This window comes from Lentzea alba (assembly GCF_047445655.1).
GTDB classification, from domain to species: domain Bacteria; phylum Actinomycetota; class Actinomycetes; order Mycobacteriales; family Pseudonocardiaceae; genus Lentzea; species Lentzea alba_A.
Map to the genome: position 1 here is coordinate 142,234 of NZ_JAJAEG010000016.1, position 14,085 is coordinate 156,318.

Sequence of the window (14,085 nt, forward strand, 5' to 3'; positions counted from 1 at the left end):
AGCCAGACGGACTCGGCCGGACGCGTGACGGGACGTTGCGAACGGCCAGAGGTCGAAACAAGACGCTTCAAACGCGCTGGGATGACAGCCATGAAGGCATTGATCCTCGTGCTCGCCCTCACCGCTCCCGCACCGGCCGACGACGCCGGCACGTTCGCGAGCCTCTGCCGCTTCGGCAACCAGTGGATGATCAGCGGCGACTGGGACGGCGACGGCGTCCACGGGCCCGGCATCGTGCAGGAGTCCGACGCCGGGCTGGAGTGGTTCCTGCGCAACGATCCCGGTTCGGGCCCGGTCGACGTCCAGTTCACGTTCGGGCCCAAGGGCGCGATGCCGGTGGTCGGCGACTGGGACGCGAAGAACGGTGACGGCGTGGGCGTCGTCATCAACAAGGACAAGAACCTGCGCTGGCAGCTGCGCAACACCCTGCAGCTCGGCCCGCCGGACGCCGACTTCACGTTCGGCACCAGCGCGTCCGACATCCCGGTCGCGGGTGACTGGGACGGGAAGAACGGTGACGGCATCGGCGTGAACCGGGTGTCCGGCAACAACCTGCAGTGGCAGCTGCGGCAGAGCGCCGACGCCGGGTCGCCGTTCACGATCTTCAACCACGGCGCGAAGGGCGACGGCCCGCAGGCCGGCGACTGGGATGGCCGTGGCGGCGACGGCATCGGCACCACGCACCGCGCCACCGGTCTGGAGTGGAAACTCCGCGACAGCGCCAACGCCGGATCCGCCAACCGCAACTTCACGTTCGGGGCCGGAAATACCGACTGTCAGCTCACCGGCGACTGGAATGGCGACGGCACCGACTCGATCGGCATCGTGCGAATCGTGGACGGCAAGCGTGAATGGCAGATGCGCAACAGTCTTTCGGCGGGTTCCGCGGACTTCACGTTCACCTATTGAGCCCTGCGGTGTGCAACAAACCACCGGCCTGGCCCCGGCCGAAACACTGTTACGAGGAGCAGAATGAGGGCTTGCCCGAGCCACCGACCCCGGGACGCCGATGAACTCCGCCAGTCCGTTCGCGCACGAAGCCCTGTTCTACCGCGACGAGGACGACTTCCTCTCCGGTACGGCCAGATTCGTCACGGACGGCGTGAGCAGGGGCGAGCCCGTGCTGGTGGCGGTACCCGAGGCGAGCATCGCGCTGCTGCGCGGCCGGTTGGGTCGCCAGGCCGACCACGTCCACTTCATCGACATGACCGAGGCCGGCCGCAACCCCGGCCGGATCATCCCCGGCGTGCTGATGGCGTTCAGCGCGAGCACTCCTCAGCGCCGGGTCCGGATGGTCGGCGAACCGATCTGGCCGGGCCGCAGCGAGCTGGAGTACCCGGCGTGCCTGCAGCACGAGGCGTTGATCAACACGGCCTTCGAGGGGCGCAACGCCACTCTGCTGTGTCCGTACAACGCGACATCTCTGCCGAGCCACGTGCTGGAGGACGCCCGGCGCACGCACCCGGTCGTCATAGACGGCGCCAAACGGGTCGCGAGCGAGTGGTACACCGACCCGGCCGGGCTGGTCGACCGGTACAACGTGCCGTTACCGCCGCCGCCGTCGAACGCCGAGGAACACGTCTTCTCCGTCGGCACGCTGGCGCACATGCGCAAGCTCGTGTTCGCCTACGCGACCTGGCTGCGCCGCGAGCAGGTCGACGACCTGGTGCTCGCGGTGAACGAGCTGGCGACGAACAGCATCCTGCACGCGTCGGGCCGCGGAACGCTGCGGATGTGGCGCGAGGGCGACACGGTCGTGTGTGAGGTGAGCGACTCGGGCACGGGTTTCCCGCCCTCGTTCACCGGCCTGTCCGGCTTCGGGATCGTGATGGTGAACCTGTTGTGTGACCTGGTTCGCACCCACACGAGTCACAGCGGCACCACCGTTCGGGTGTACTTGGGCCGGTAGAGAGTCGCCGCCATCTCATAGAAATGCGTACGACACGCGAACCTGGTTGCCTGGCACATCTATGACAGAGCACCTCTCCCCCCTCGACATCGCTTTCCTCGCCATGGAGGGCAACAGCAATCCGTTGCACCTCGGCGCGGTGGCGACCTTCGCACCCTCCACTCCGGTGCATCCGGCCCGTGTAGCCGCCGTGCTGTGCGAGCGCGCACTCGAAATCCCTCGACTGCGCCAACGCGCCCGCACGTCGCTGCTGGGCGGAGCGCGGTGGGTGGAGGATCCCGGCTTCGTGCCTGAGGATCACGTCTTCACGCACCACGTGCGCGGCCGGGAACGGTTCGCCACCTTGGTCTCCCACCTCATGGCGCAGCCGCTCGACCTCGCGCGCCCGCCGTGGGAGCTGCACGTCGTGACCGGTCTCGCGGGTGGACGGTTCGCCGTCGTGGCCAAGCTGCACCACTCGTTGTGCGACGGCATGAAGGCCGTTGGCCTGGGACTTCAGCTCTTCGACCCGTCGCGGCTGTCCATTCCGGACGCTCCGGCGCCGATCGAGAAGTCGATCATCCCGTCGCTGCCGTCCCTGCCGTCGTTGCGCGGGATCAAGGACACTTTCGACATCGCGTCCTCGGTGCTGCTGAACACCAAGCCGCCGACGCTGAACTCGCCGGTGCTCACCTCGTCCACCCGCCCGCGCCGCGTGGTGATGTCACGCCTGGATCTCGCGGACGTGCACCGAATCCGGCGCGCGCACGGCGGCACGGTGAACGACGTGTTGCTCGCGCTGGTCACCGGTGCGTTGCGGCACTGGCTTTCCGCGCACGACAGCGCCGGCCCGTCGTCGGTCGTGCGCGCCCTGATTCCGGTTAACCAGCGCTCACGCTCCGGCGACGCGGCGTCGGGCAACCAGATCTCCGGGTTCCTGGTGGAGCTGCCGGTCGGTCTCGCGGACCCGCTGGAGCGCCTGCGGTCCGTCCGGGAACAGATGGAGTCGGCGAAGGCCCTGGGATCCGACCGCGGCGCCGGTGCTCTGCCGCTGCTCGCCGACAAGGTGCCGCCGCTGGTGCACAGGCTGGCCGCGCCTGTCGCCGCCCGCTGCGCGCCGCTGCTGTTCGACACCCTGGTGACGTCGGTGCCGCTGCCGTCCGTGCCGTTGTCGTTGGACGGCGCCGGGTTGTGCGAGATGTACCCGGTGGCCCCCGTTGCCCCCGGTCACGCCGTGGGCGTCGCACTGTCGGTGTACCGGTCCTCAGTGCATGTCTGCATCAACACGAACCAGTCGTGGATGTCCGACGCGCAGTGGCTCGACGGCGTGCTGCGCACTGAGGTGGCGTCCCTTCAGGACAGCCGCGAGCTGGTGGGTTTGCCGAGGTAGAGGCAGGGCAAACCTGGCGGCATGAGCAACACCCTGGTCCTCGACGTGGACGGCACCCTGGTCGACACCAACTACCACCACACGGTGGCGTGGCTGAGGGCGTTCCGGAGCGTCGACGTCACCGTGCCGGCGTGGAAGGTGCACCGCTCGATCGGCATGGGCGGCGACCGCCTGGTGGCCGCCGTCACGGGCGACAAGGTGGAGCAGGACCACGGCGACGCGGTGCGCGAGGCGTGGGAGCGGTGCTTCGACGAGATGATCGGCGAGGTGCAGCCGTTCGAGGGCGCGCACCGGCTGGTCCGCGCCGCCACGGACCTCGGGCTGACCGTGGTGCTGGCGAGCTCGGGCAAGCGCAAGCACATCGAGCACTACCTGAAGCTCCTCGACCCCGGCGACGTGGCGTGGACGTCGTCCGAGGACGTCGAGGACAGCAAGCCGGCGCCCGACCTCATCGAGGTGGCGTTGCGTGAGGTGCACGGCTCACGCGCGGTCGTGGTGGGCGACTCGGTGTGGGACTGCGAGGCCGCCGCCCGCGCCGGGCTGCCCTCGATCGGGCTGCTGACCGGCGGGTTCGGCGAGGACGAGCTGCTCGACCGCGGCGCATCAGCGGTCTACTCCGACCTCGACACCCTGCGCGTCGAACTCTCCGACCTGCCGTACGCCGAGGTGACCGACCCGAACGCCTAGGCCAGCCCCGCGAGCCGGACGACCACCGCGAAACCGTCCTCCGTACCGGGCCAGTGCGCACGAACCGCGTCCAGCCCTGCCCGCCGCACAACCACGCGCAGCACAGCGACGACGATGATGGCGTCGTCGGCGTACCCCAGCACCGGGACGAAGTCGGGCACCAGGTCGATCGGGAACGCGAGGTAGACCAGCAGCAACCAGAGCCGGACGCGGACACCGCGCGGCAACGACCGGTCGGCTGCGAGCCGGCGCACGAGCCGCAGAACGTCCGGCAGCACCCGCAGCGCTTCGGACAGCAGGCCGCCGCGCGGGCGTACGACGATCAGGGCGATCACGAGAACGAGCCAGGTCACCAGCAGTGCGATGGCGAGACCGATGAGCAGGTCCCACCAGAACGAGCCGGTCAAGGCTTCGGCACGTCCGACGGCTTGGTCTTCGTGGGCCTGGGCCGATCCGGATCGCGGGTCTTGGTGCGCGAGGTCGTGTCCTCGGTCGGCTCCCCCGCGCTGGTCGTCTCCTCGGCGCTGGTAGCCGGCTCCTCCGGCGTGGTCGTCACCACGACCGGGTTGCCCGGCTTCGGCGCACCGGGCGCGTCCTCCGGGGTCTGCGTAACCGTGATCGTCAACGGCCCCACGGTGATCACGTGAGTCGACGGCTGCTGCTGGCGCTCGTCGGCTGCCGGTGCCTCTCCCCCGCCACCCAGGTTCGCCACCGCGACAGCGACCGCCGCCACGGCCACCGCGGCGGCCCCGGTGATCGCCAAACGCTTGCCACGCCGCTGCCGTGGCACCTCGACGGGCGGAGCTTCGGAGACAGCCGCGTCCGGCAGCAACGCCGGCAACCCCCGGCTGGCCTCGAAGGCCGCCGTCAACGACCGTGAGCACTGCGCAGCAGAAGGTCGGCGCGACGGCTCCATGTCCGTCATCGCGGACAGCAACGACACCCAGGCCAACGGCAGGTCGATCGGGATCCGCGGTGCGCGAGCCAACCGGGCCAGCGCCGCCTCGGCGTCCCCGCCGGGGTACTCCGAACGTCCCGTCAGGCACTCGAGCAACACCAGTCCCAGCGCGTACACGTCCGCGGGCGGCCCGACGTCCGACCCGCGCACCTGTTCCGGCGCCAGATATCCGGCGGTGCCCACGAGCACCCCGGAGGTCGTCACCCGCGTCACCTCGGCCACCAGCGCGAGGCCGAAGTCCGCCAGGTACGCCTGCTTCTCCTCGTCGTCGAGCAGGATGTTCGACGGCTTGATGTCGCGGTGCACGACGCCCAGCCCGTGCACGTGGTCCAGGACCGCGGCGATCTGGCTGCCGATCCGCGCGACGAACCGGGGCGGCAGCGGCTCGCGCATGCGCTGGCGCAGGGTGCCGCCGGTGATCTCGCGCATCACGAAGTACGGGCGGCGGGACACCGTCCCGGACGCGTACACCGGGATGATGCCGGGGCACTCCAGCGACGACAGCATCGTGGCCTCGCGCTGGAGCCGGAGCTCGTCGTCGGGCAGGCCGGGGCCGGTGAAGATCTTGATCGCGACGGAAGAGGTCGTCGAGCGGTCGTAGGCGCGATAGACCTCGGCCATGCCACCCGAGCCGAGCAGCGAGCCGACCACGTAGCGGTCGTCGATCACCGCACCGGTCAGGTCGCTGTCCCAGGGCTCGCTCATCAGCCTCCGCTCGTTGCGCAGCAACCTAACCGGTCACGTGGAATTCCGGCTACCCAGGCCGTCCGAAGATCAAACTACAACCAGTTCGGCTTCGATCTCCCGCACCAGCGCCTCGTCACGCTCGAGCTGATCGAGCTCGGTCGTCGCGAGCACCACGTAACCCAACGACGTCCACAGATCATCGGTGCGCGGCACCTCGGAACCCTCGCGATACGGGATGACGTCGCGCTGGAAGCTCGGCAGCAACGACGCCAGCGAGTCGAGCCGCGCGGCGTTCTGCAGCACCCCGGCCGCGGGCGACGACAGGTAGACCGACTTCACGTGCTGGTGCTGGGAGTACCGCTCGACCCGCGAATCTTCATCCACCCGGTGGCGGACCATTCGGGTGATCTGACTCTCCCGCGCGCCCAGGAAGGACAGCTCCTGCTGCTCCGCCCCGGCCAGCCGCGCGCCGATCTCGATCAGTCGCGGGCCGTCGGCGGTGATCATCACCTCGACGTGCGCGGGCCCGTTGCGCACGCCCGTCGCGTCCAGCACCTGGCACACGTACTCGAAGAGCACGTCCACGACGGGATCCGAGGGCGAGACGAACGTGTTGGACAGGTAGATGCCGAGCCGGTCGCCCCGGCGTTCCTTGGCGTAGCGCCAGACGGCGGCCAGGCCGTGCTGACCGTCGATCGAGTAGGTGTCGACCTCGTACTCGGTGCCGACCGCGAGCTCCTGCACGAGCACCTTGTCGTTGCGGATGTTCAGCTTGTTAACACAGCCCAGGATCCGGTTGAACTTCGCGCGCCAGTCATCACCCGGCAGCGCCACGAACACGTCGTCGGTGCCGCCGCTCTCCTGCGGCTTCAGCACGATCGGAGACTCGGTGAGACCCTCCCGCAGCAACCACGCGGCCACCGCGTCGGCCGAGTCGGAGCTGATCTGGCGCAGGTGTGGCACGCCGGCCGACCTCAGTGCCACGGCCATCTGCCACTTGTCCCGGCGCGCGGACGACGAGGTCAGCACGTTCGACCGGCCCGGCACGATCAGCTCGGACAACGTCTCCGCGGTCTCCACACCGGTCTCGGTGCCCGGCACGACGGCGATCGGCTCGTGCACGGCGAGCTTCGCGGCGAGTTCGTCGAGCTCCCCGAGCACGTGGACCTCGCGGTAGTTCTCCGGGATCCACGACTTGGCGAGCCCCGCCGGTGGTTCCGGCGTCGTCAGCACCGCGATCGCTTCGACGCCACGCTCGGCGAACGCCGGGGCGATGCCCTTGCCGGCCGAGTACGGATCCACCACGACGATGCTCGCCACCGCTGCTCCTCCAAGATCGTAAAGATGCTTACCGAACGAGGAGCACAACAACACGGGCCTGACCAGGCATTCCTGTCTCGATTGGGTCGAGACGACCGTCACTCGAAACGCAGCTTTTCGTAGACGGACTCTGTCACCAGGCAGCCAGAAGTCGCCTTCCACACGCGCGCCAGCCGCACGCTGAGATCAGTGCCGCCGCTCAACGCCTGTGCCACGAACTGCAGCCCGAGCAACTCGGCGACGAGCTGCTCGGCCGCGTGCCGCACGTTGACCCCGGGCCGCAGCTCGCCGTGTTCCTGCGCGAGCGACAGCAGGTCCCGCACGACCGCGACCCAGCCGACGACCTGAGCGGCGGCCGCGACGTCGAAGAACACGGCCTCCCGCAACAGCTTCGCGCTCACCCGCACGGTGAGATCGGTGTCCAGCCTGCGGACGAACTCGAACGACATCGCGACCAGCGCCTGCATCGGTGACGACGCGATGGGGAGTTGTTCGTCGCGCAACCGGTGCCACAGCAAGGACTGTTCCTCGATGATGGCGACGCCGAGTGCCTCCTTCGAGCGGAAGTGGCAATAAAGCGCGCCTTTCGAAACGTCCGCTCGTGCACACACGGCGGTGAGGCTGGAGCCGGCGAACCCGTCGCGGTCGAACACCTCGGCGGCCGCTTGCAGGAGCTTGGCTCGCGTGTGCGTCGATCTCTCCCGTTTGGCGCTCATGCCTCGGTCCGCACGACGCCCGTCGCGGCAGCGGCCGCCAGCGTGTCCGGCATCTGCCAGTACTGCTCGATTTCCCCCAGGTGCACCGAAAGAACAGCGGCGAACCGCAGGTCCACCCGTTCCCCCGTGGCGATCACCCGCCAGCGCGCACAGCCGACCACGGCCGCGTCCCCTCCGTCGACGATCACCTGGCGCACCGAGAGCTGCTCCAGGCCGAACGTGGCGAACAAGGTCAGGAACTGGGACTCGACCTCGCGGCGTGTACGCGGGCCCGATGCCCAGCGGGCGCCGTTGGGTTCCGGCGCCTCCCATTCCACGGTCGGTGCGCACAACCGCGCGATGGCCGATGCGTCCTGTGCCGCGAGTCGCGCCAGGAACACCTGCACCACTTCGACCGTCGAGAGCATTTTCTCCACCTTCTCATCCCGGTCATTGCTGTCGCAACGATCCCGGCCTTGCTTACACTAGTCACGGGCTCACAATGTGAGAGCGCACACCCCATTGGCCCAGCTGCGTTTCACCCAAACATCCGATCGGACGATTCCAGTGGTACGCGAACTTTCAACGACCGTCGGTATCACCGCAATGCTCCGCCCGAACTTCTGGCTTCTGGTGCAGGGTGGATGACGCACCCGCCATCACACTGAAACGGAGCAGAACCGTGCTCAAGGCAGTCCGTCAAGCCCACGAGCACCAGGACACCCCGCCGATTACCGCCTTGATTCCTCAGGCGCGGCGAGAGCAGGGCCTCACCCAGCGCGAACTCGCGGACCTGTTGTGCGAGATCTCACAAAACGACAGCGTCACTCGTGAAGAAGTGTCGAGATGGGAACGCGGCAAACGCATTCCCGGCCCCTACTGGCGTGCCTGGATCAGCGCGGCGCTCGACGTGCCGCACACCGAGGTCGACCGGGCGGCGGTGATCGAACGGGAATCTCGCCGAAGCCGCGCGGAAGACCACCCGGAAGACGACGCAGAGGACCACTCCCCCTAGCGGAGTGCGGGCAGGCGGCAGGGGTCTGCCCGCCCCGCCGGAGGGCGGCGCCGCCGCGGCCGCCGCGACGCCGCCCTCCCCACAAGTCCCAGGCAGGAAGGACCTTTGGCCCCCTGTGCGCTCGCGCACAGGGGGCCAGACTGCGTATCTGTGGCACCTTTCGGAAACACCGTCGCAACACTCCTGCTACTCACCGGCGGCGCGTTCGGCAGCTCGCCAGGGGTATCCCCTGTGAAAGTGAACGAGATCGCTCTCGGCGCCAGCGGATTCGTTGAACTGCGCAACACCGGCTCCACCTCCACAGACCTCGGAGGATGGGCGGTCCAGACGTGTGCGGGTCGTACGCCGCGAATCCTCGCCACCATCCCACCCAACAGCGTGCTGCCACCGGGTGAATACTTCGTGATAGTCGGTAGCGCGTTCAGCGGAACGGTCCCGAACGGACTCGTGGTGGAGACCGTGGACGGCACCGGAGTAATCGCCCGAAACCGGCACGGCGCGCACGCGGACAGCGTTGGACTGAGCTCCTCCTCGCCGTGCAGCGAAGACGGTGCCGCGACCCCGTGCGCCGATTCCTCGCTCGGCCGCGACAGCGACTCGCGGGACACGGATCGCAACTCGCTGGACTTCACCTGCCGCATTCCTTCTCCCGGCGAAAACAATCTCTAGCCAGTCGTCAATGGCCCCTTTCGAGCCCGAACAAATCGGAGCAAAGTCAGTCCCGGCGGCAAGACAGGTCGTTCCCCTCGACCGACAGGCCGCCACCGAGAAATACCCCGAATTCACTTTCTCGAAGGGACACGACAATGCGTCGACTGCTGGGCGGAGCCGCAGCTTTCGCAATCGCGAGCACCATCGCGTTCGCGGGTTTGGCAACGGCCGCTGAGGAGCCGGAGGCTCCCGAGGTCATGCAGCTGCCGATGGTGCTGATCAACGAGGTCTCCACGATGGGACCGAACGGCCAGCTCGACGAGGCGATCGAAATCATCAACACGACGTCCGACCAGATCGACCTGGTCAACTGGGTGATCAAGATCTACAACCAGCGCAACGAGGTCATCCAGACGATCCCGCTGACCGACCTCACCGGTGAGTCGATCGTGCTGGCACCGGCGAACAACGTCGGCAGCAGCCTCGTGCTGACCGGCGCCGAGTTCTCCGGCACCGTAAGCACTCCGAACGTTCTTCCGGTGCGTTTCCTCGGTGAGGAAGGCATCCCGACGCACGGTGGTGTCGCGATCTTCGGCAGCGCCGCCCCGACGGCGTTCAAGATCGATGGCGTGGCGTTCTCGTCCGCGGTCGGCGCCGCCAAGGAAGGCGTCCACGCGCAGCCCGAGAACCAGCGCACCGCGCAGCTCGCCGGCTCCAACACGCGCAACCTGCTGAACCAGGACACGAACAACAACCAGCGCGACTTCTCGTTGCAGGAACGCACCTTCTGATCACCACGCTCTGACCGTCAAGCGGGTGCATCGAAGTGCCCAGGCCGTCGCCCCTCGCCGGCCTGGGCACGTTCGTGTGTGGCGTGAAGTCGCCAACGGCGACTAACCGCCGCTTTTCCCTGTTTCCCAACGTTTTCTGGCCCCTCATCCTCATGTGACTGATCACCGAGGAGGGCGCCGTGTTTCGACAAGTTCTGGCACTCGCCACAGCCGCGGCAACACTGGTCGCACCACAGGCGTCCGCCGCGCCACCATCACCACCGCAGGCGCAGACATCCGAGGCTTCGCACCGGATCACGCTCATCACCGGTGACGTCGTCGACTACACCGAACGTTCGGACGGCCGGAAAGTCGCGGAGATCCACGCGGCACCAAGGGAAGGCGAGCAGCCGACCTTCCACATGATGACGACGGCGAAAGGCCTGCACGTCTACCCGTCGGACGCGATCGGCGCCGTCACGTCCGGAACCGTTGAACGCACTCTCTTCAACGTCACCGAGCTCGTGCGCACCGGTCAGTCCGACGACCGCACCGCCACGGTTCCGGTCCTGGTGACCGGTGGCTTCTCCGCCAACGCCCACACCCGGATCAGCAGCCTCAACGCGTCCGGCATCCGGGTGGAGAAGGCCAGGGCGCAGGAGTTCTGGCGCTCGCTGGACATGAGCGTGAAGTCCGGTGTACGGGTGAAGTACGACCGCCCGATCCACCTCACGCTCGACCAGACCACCAAGCAGATCGGCGCACAGGAAGCCTGGAAGGCAGGCCTGGACGGCACCGGTGTCACGGTCGCCGTCGTCGACACCGGTGTCGACGCGAACCACCCGGACGTCGCAGGGAAGATCACCGCGGCGGAGAACTTCTCCGACGAGCCGGACGTCGTCGACCGGCACGGCCACGGCACGCACGTCGCCGCGACCGTCGCCGGCACCGGGCAGAGTTCGGCGGGCAGGTACAAGGGCGTTGCCCCGGCCGCGCAGCTGGTGATCGCCAAGGTGTTCAACGGCGCGGGTGAAGCCGACACCTCCCAGGTGATGGCCGGCGTCGAGTGGGCGGCCCGGTCCGGAGCGAAGATCGTCAACCTCAGCCTCGGCGGCGACGTCACGGACGGCACCGACGATCTGAGCGCACTGGTCGACCGGCTCTCCGCCGAGACCGGGGTGCTGTTCGTGGTGGCGGCGGGCAACAACGGCCCGGCCGGCCGCTCGGTCACCTCTCCCGGTGCCGCGACCTCCGCCCTCACCGTCGGCGCGATAGACCGGCAGAACAAGCCGGCTCCCTTCAGCAGCACCGGCCCGCGCATCGGCGACGCCCACGTGAAGCCCGAGATCACCGCGCCGGGCGTCAGCGTTGTGGCCGCCCGCGCCGCGAACACCTCGATGGGCGCTCCGGTCGACGCCAACTACACCGCCGGGTCGGGCACGTCGATGGCCACTCCGCACGTCGCGGGCGCGGCCGCGCTGCTCGCCCAGCAGCACCCCGACTGGTCTGCGGAGATGTTGAAGAACGCGCTCGTCACCAGCGCCGCCGACATCGGCATGCCGTGGTACGAGCAGGGCGCCGGCCGTCTCGACGTGGCCAGGGCGATCACGCAGAAGGCCACCGCCACCGCGTCGGCGAGCTTCGGCCGCTACCAGCGCGGCGCTGACGGCGTGCTCACCAGGGAACTGCAGTACGTCAACGACTCCGACACCGCACTCACCCTCGACCTGACCTCGACGATCAAGGGCTGGGACCGGAAGTCCACCACAGGGTTCAAGCTCAGCCCCGCGCGACTGACCGTCCCGGCAAAGGGCAAGGCCTCGGCAACGCTCACCCTCGACCCCGAGGTGGGGCCGGCGGGCGTTTACGGCGGAACGGTCACGGCCACCGGTGCGGGCACCAGCTTGCGCACCCCGGTCAGCGTGTACGAAGCGCCGCAGACGTTCCCGGTGTCGGTGCAAGTCCGCGACACGGCCGGACGGCCACCGGCACCGGCGTTCGGCCAGCTGATCGACGACTCCAACGGCGGGGACGACGTCAACGACCCCTTCGACGAGACGCTCAGCTTCTACTTCGACGTCGTGAACGGCGAAGGCGTCGCGAACGTGCCGAGCGGCCGCTACTCGGCGGTCACCTGGGCGACCGAGAACACCGCGGGAACCCGCCGCCTGTCCATGCTCGCCGCCCCGGAACTCAGCATCACCGGCGCTTCGTCCGTCGCACTCGACGCCCGCAAGACCGTGGCGGTCGAGGTCGTGGCACCGGGCCGGACCGAGCAACGCGACCGCACCGTCACCATGCGCCGCGTGGTACCCGCCGAAGGTGAACGGCCGCCGCTGATCACCGAGACCTACGCCTCCGTCGGCTCGGCACCGTGGGAGATCCGCACAACGCCCGCCGTCGCCGCGAAACGAGGTGCGATCTCGTTGCAGGACAACGTGACGCTGCAGACCGAGACGGTCACCGCGGTCTCGGGAGGCCGGACGCTCCAGATCGACGCAGATGTCGCGGTGCTGTCAGCCAAGTGGTCAGGTGAGCGCGACCTGACCGTCGGCGGCGACACGGCCCTGGTGAAGATCAAGCCCGACACCGCCGCCAACATGGTGAAGGCCGCGAACGCCGCCGCAACCGCCGCGGCACAAGCGGGCAAGAAGGCGATTCTGTCCTATGTGGACGCCGCAGGCGCACTCCCGCTCACGGGGCTGGCGAGCACCGCACTGCCGTCGTTGAGCCTGAGCAACACCGACGGCGAGTTCGTCGCGAAGCAGACCGCGGTGAAGCTGACCGTCAAGCCGGCTCCGGAAGCGGTGTACAACCTGAGCTTCCTGGACGCCAACGGCATCCCGGAGAACCACCGCACGGTGGTCGACCCGGCCGAGCTCGTCCAGCGCAGGACCTCCTACCACGCCGACAAGCCCGGCCTGACCGTGCAGAAGACGTGGTTCCCGTTCCCGACCGGCCTGTGGCAGATGCAGGTCATGCGCGGCACCACGTTCACCCCACCCGCGGCGTGGACGGAGTACATCGGCCCCGCCGATGACCGGATCGTCTGGAAACGACATGTGACGCTGAGCGGAACCGACGCCAAGGGCCAGCGCGCGGTGATGACCATGTTCCAGGAGAACGTGTTCCGCGCCGGTGCCGCGCCCGCCACCGAACGGTGGTTCGCCGGCCCGATGCACAGCACCGCGATCGAGCTGCCGTCCGACCACCCGGCCCGCTACCCCGCCGCGGGAGGGGCGTGGCGGCAGCTGTGCTCGAACTGCCGGGCGGGGGACACGTTCGTCCCGGCGCTGCAGTGGGCCGATGACAGTCCTGGCCACTACACGAACCCCTATCAGAACAGCAAGTTCTTCACGACAACCAAGATCAGGCTGTTCCGGGGCAACACCGAGATACCGGCGAACCAGGAGCCGCTGGCGTTCTACCCGACCTTCCAGATGGCCCCGGAGAAGGCGACCTACCGCCTCGATGCGGTCGAGACCCACACACCGGGAGCCGTCACGGGCGCGGTCAACCCGGTGCTGTTCACCCTCGCCCCGCGCACCGAGACTTCGTGGACCTTCCAGTCCTACCGCTCGCAGAACACGCCCCCGCTCGGGTACTCCTGCCACGCGGGCCAGGCGACCTGTCAGTTCCAGCCGCTCATCCGGCTACGCCACGACCTGCCGCTCGATCTCACGAACTCCGCACCGGCAGGCAAGCCGTTCGTCTATCACGTGCACGCGTCCAACAACGCACCCATCACCCTCGTGAAGGTGCAGTGGTCAGGGGACGATGGCAGGACGTGGCGGCAGGCGGCGATCCAGCCGAGCGGCGACCGCTGGCAGGTCACGATCGACCAGCCCACCGGCGACGTGTGGCTGCGCACCGAAGCCCGCGACGGCGCGGGCAACACGGTCACGCAGACCATGCAGAAGGCCTTCCGCACTCACTCCGGGGGCTGAGGCCGATCCTGGGGCTGGGGTAGCAGGGACCCCGCGCCCCGTGCCGCGGCGGGGAGACCCGCCTGGAAGCGGGTCTG

The 14,085-nt window shown here is 68.6% G+C and carries 13 protein-coding genes; 8 read left to right on the plus strand and 5 right to left on the minus strand.

Annotation, left to right across the window (positions count from 1 at the left end):
* Nucleotides 1-90: 90 nt before the first annotated feature.
* The 4 genes from LFM09_RS26535 (at nucleotide 91) to LFM09_RS26550 (ending at nucleotide 3,965) form a co-directional block, all read left to right on the plus strand.
* Nucleotides 91-909 (plus strand): hypothetical protein, encoded by an 819-nt coding sequence (locus LFM09_RS26535; protein ID WP_414099260.1) that lies wholly within the window; start codon nucleotides 91-93, stop codon nucleotides 907-909.
* Between the two features lie 100 nt (nucleotides 910-1,009).
* Entirely contained in the window at nucleotides 1,010-1,909 is a 900-nt protein-coding gene (locus tag LFM09_RS26540) for an anti-sigma factor RsbA family regulatory protein (RefSeq protein ID WP_414099261.1), read from the plus strand.
* A gap of 61 nt (nucleotides 1,910-1,970) precedes the next feature.
* The gene (locus LFM09_RS26545) at nucleotides 1,971-3,278 is read left to right on the plus strand and encodes a wax ester/triacylglycerol synthase family O-acyltransferase (RefSeq protein WP_414099262.1); all 1,308 of its coding nucleotides are present in this window, start codon (nucleotides 1,971-1,973) and stop codon (nucleotides 3,276-3,278) included.
* Between the two features lie 21 nt (nucleotides 3,279-3,299).
* Nucleotides 3,300-3,965 (plus strand): HAD family hydrolase, encoded by a 666-nt coding sequence (locus LFM09_RS26550; protein ID WP_414099263.1) that lies wholly within the window; start codon nucleotides 3,300-3,302, stop codon nucleotides 3,963-3,965.
* Here the strand turns inward: LFM09_RS26550 and LFM09_RS26555 are convergent.
* The 5 genes from LFM09_RS26555 to LFM09_RS26575 form a co-directional block, all read right to left on the minus strand.
* Nucleotides 3,962-4,372: a YkvA family protein gene (locus LFM09_RS26555; protein ID WP_414099264.1), complete on the minus strand. Its 411-nt coding sequence runs from the start codon at nucleotides 4,370-4,372 to the stop codon at nucleotides 3,962-3,964. The genes LFM09_RS26550 and LFM09_RS26555 overlap by 4 nt on opposite strands.
* The gene (locus tag LFM09_RS26560) at nucleotides 4,369-5,628 is read right to left on the minus strand and encodes a serine/threonine-protein kinase (protein WP_414099265.1); all 1,260 of its coding nucleotides are present in this window, start codon (nucleotides 5,626-5,628) and stop codon (nucleotides 4,369-4,371) included. Before LFM09_RS26560 ends, LFM09_RS26555 begins: the two co-directional genes overlap by 4 nt.
* 69 nt (nucleotides 5,629-5,697) lie before the next feature.
* Nucleotides 5,698-6,930, minus strand: a complete 1,233-nt coding sequence (locus LFM09_RS26565) for an ATP-grasp domain-containing protein (protein WP_414099266.1) — start codon at nucleotides 6,928-6,930, stop codon at nucleotides 5,698-5,700.
* Between the two features lie 98 nt (nucleotides 6,931-7,028).
* A complete protein-coding gene (locus tag LFM09_RS26570; protein ID WP_414099267.1) occupies nucleotides 7,029-7,646 on the minus strand; it encodes a ScbR family autoregulator-binding transcription factor in 618 nt (205 codons plus the stop codon).
* Nucleotides 7,643-8,053 carry a nuclear transport factor 2 family protein gene (locus tag LFM09_RS26575; protein ID WP_414099268.1) on the minus strand — a complete coding sequence of 137 codons (411 nt, stop codon included), beginning with the start codon at nucleotides 8,051-8,053 and terminating at the stop codon, nucleotides 7,643-7,645. Before LFM09_RS26575 ends, LFM09_RS26570 begins: the two co-directional genes overlap by 4 nt.
* Before the next feature lie 212 nt (nucleotides 8,054-8,265).
* Here LFM09_RS26575 and LFM09_RS26580 point away from each other — a divergent pair, with 212 nt between their 5' ends.
* From LFM09_RS26580 to LFM09_RS26595, 4 genes are all read left to right on the plus strand, one after another.
* Nucleotides 8,266-8,640, plus strand: coding sequence for a helix-turn-helix transcriptional regulator (locus tag LFM09_RS26580; protein ID WP_414099269.1), 375 nt, complete (start codon nucleotides 8,266-8,268; stop codon nucleotides 8,638-8,640).
* A gap of 231 nt (nucleotides 8,641-8,871) precedes the next feature.
* Nucleotides 8,872-9,309, plus strand: a complete 438-nt coding sequence (locus LFM09_RS26585) for a lamin tail domain-containing protein (RefSeq protein ID WP_414099270.1) — start codon at nucleotides 8,872-8,874, stop codon at nucleotides 9,307-9,309.
* A 137-nt stretch (nucleotides 9,310-9,446) separates the two neighbouring features.
* Nucleotides 9,447-10,082 carry a lamin tail domain-containing protein gene (locus tag LFM09_RS26590; protein ID WP_414099271.1) on the plus strand — a complete coding sequence of 212 codons (636 nt, stop codon included), beginning with the start codon at nucleotides 9,447-9,449 and terminating at the stop codon, nucleotides 10,080-10,082.
* A 179-nt stretch (nucleotides 10,083-10,261) separates the two neighbouring features.
* Nucleotides 10,262-14,008: a S8 family serine peptidase gene (locus tag LFM09_RS26595; protein ID WP_414099272.1), complete on the plus strand. Its 3,747-nt coding sequence runs from the start codon at nucleotides 10,262-10,264 to the stop codon at nucleotides 14,006-14,008.
* Nucleotides 14,009-14,085: the final 77 nt, after the last annotated feature.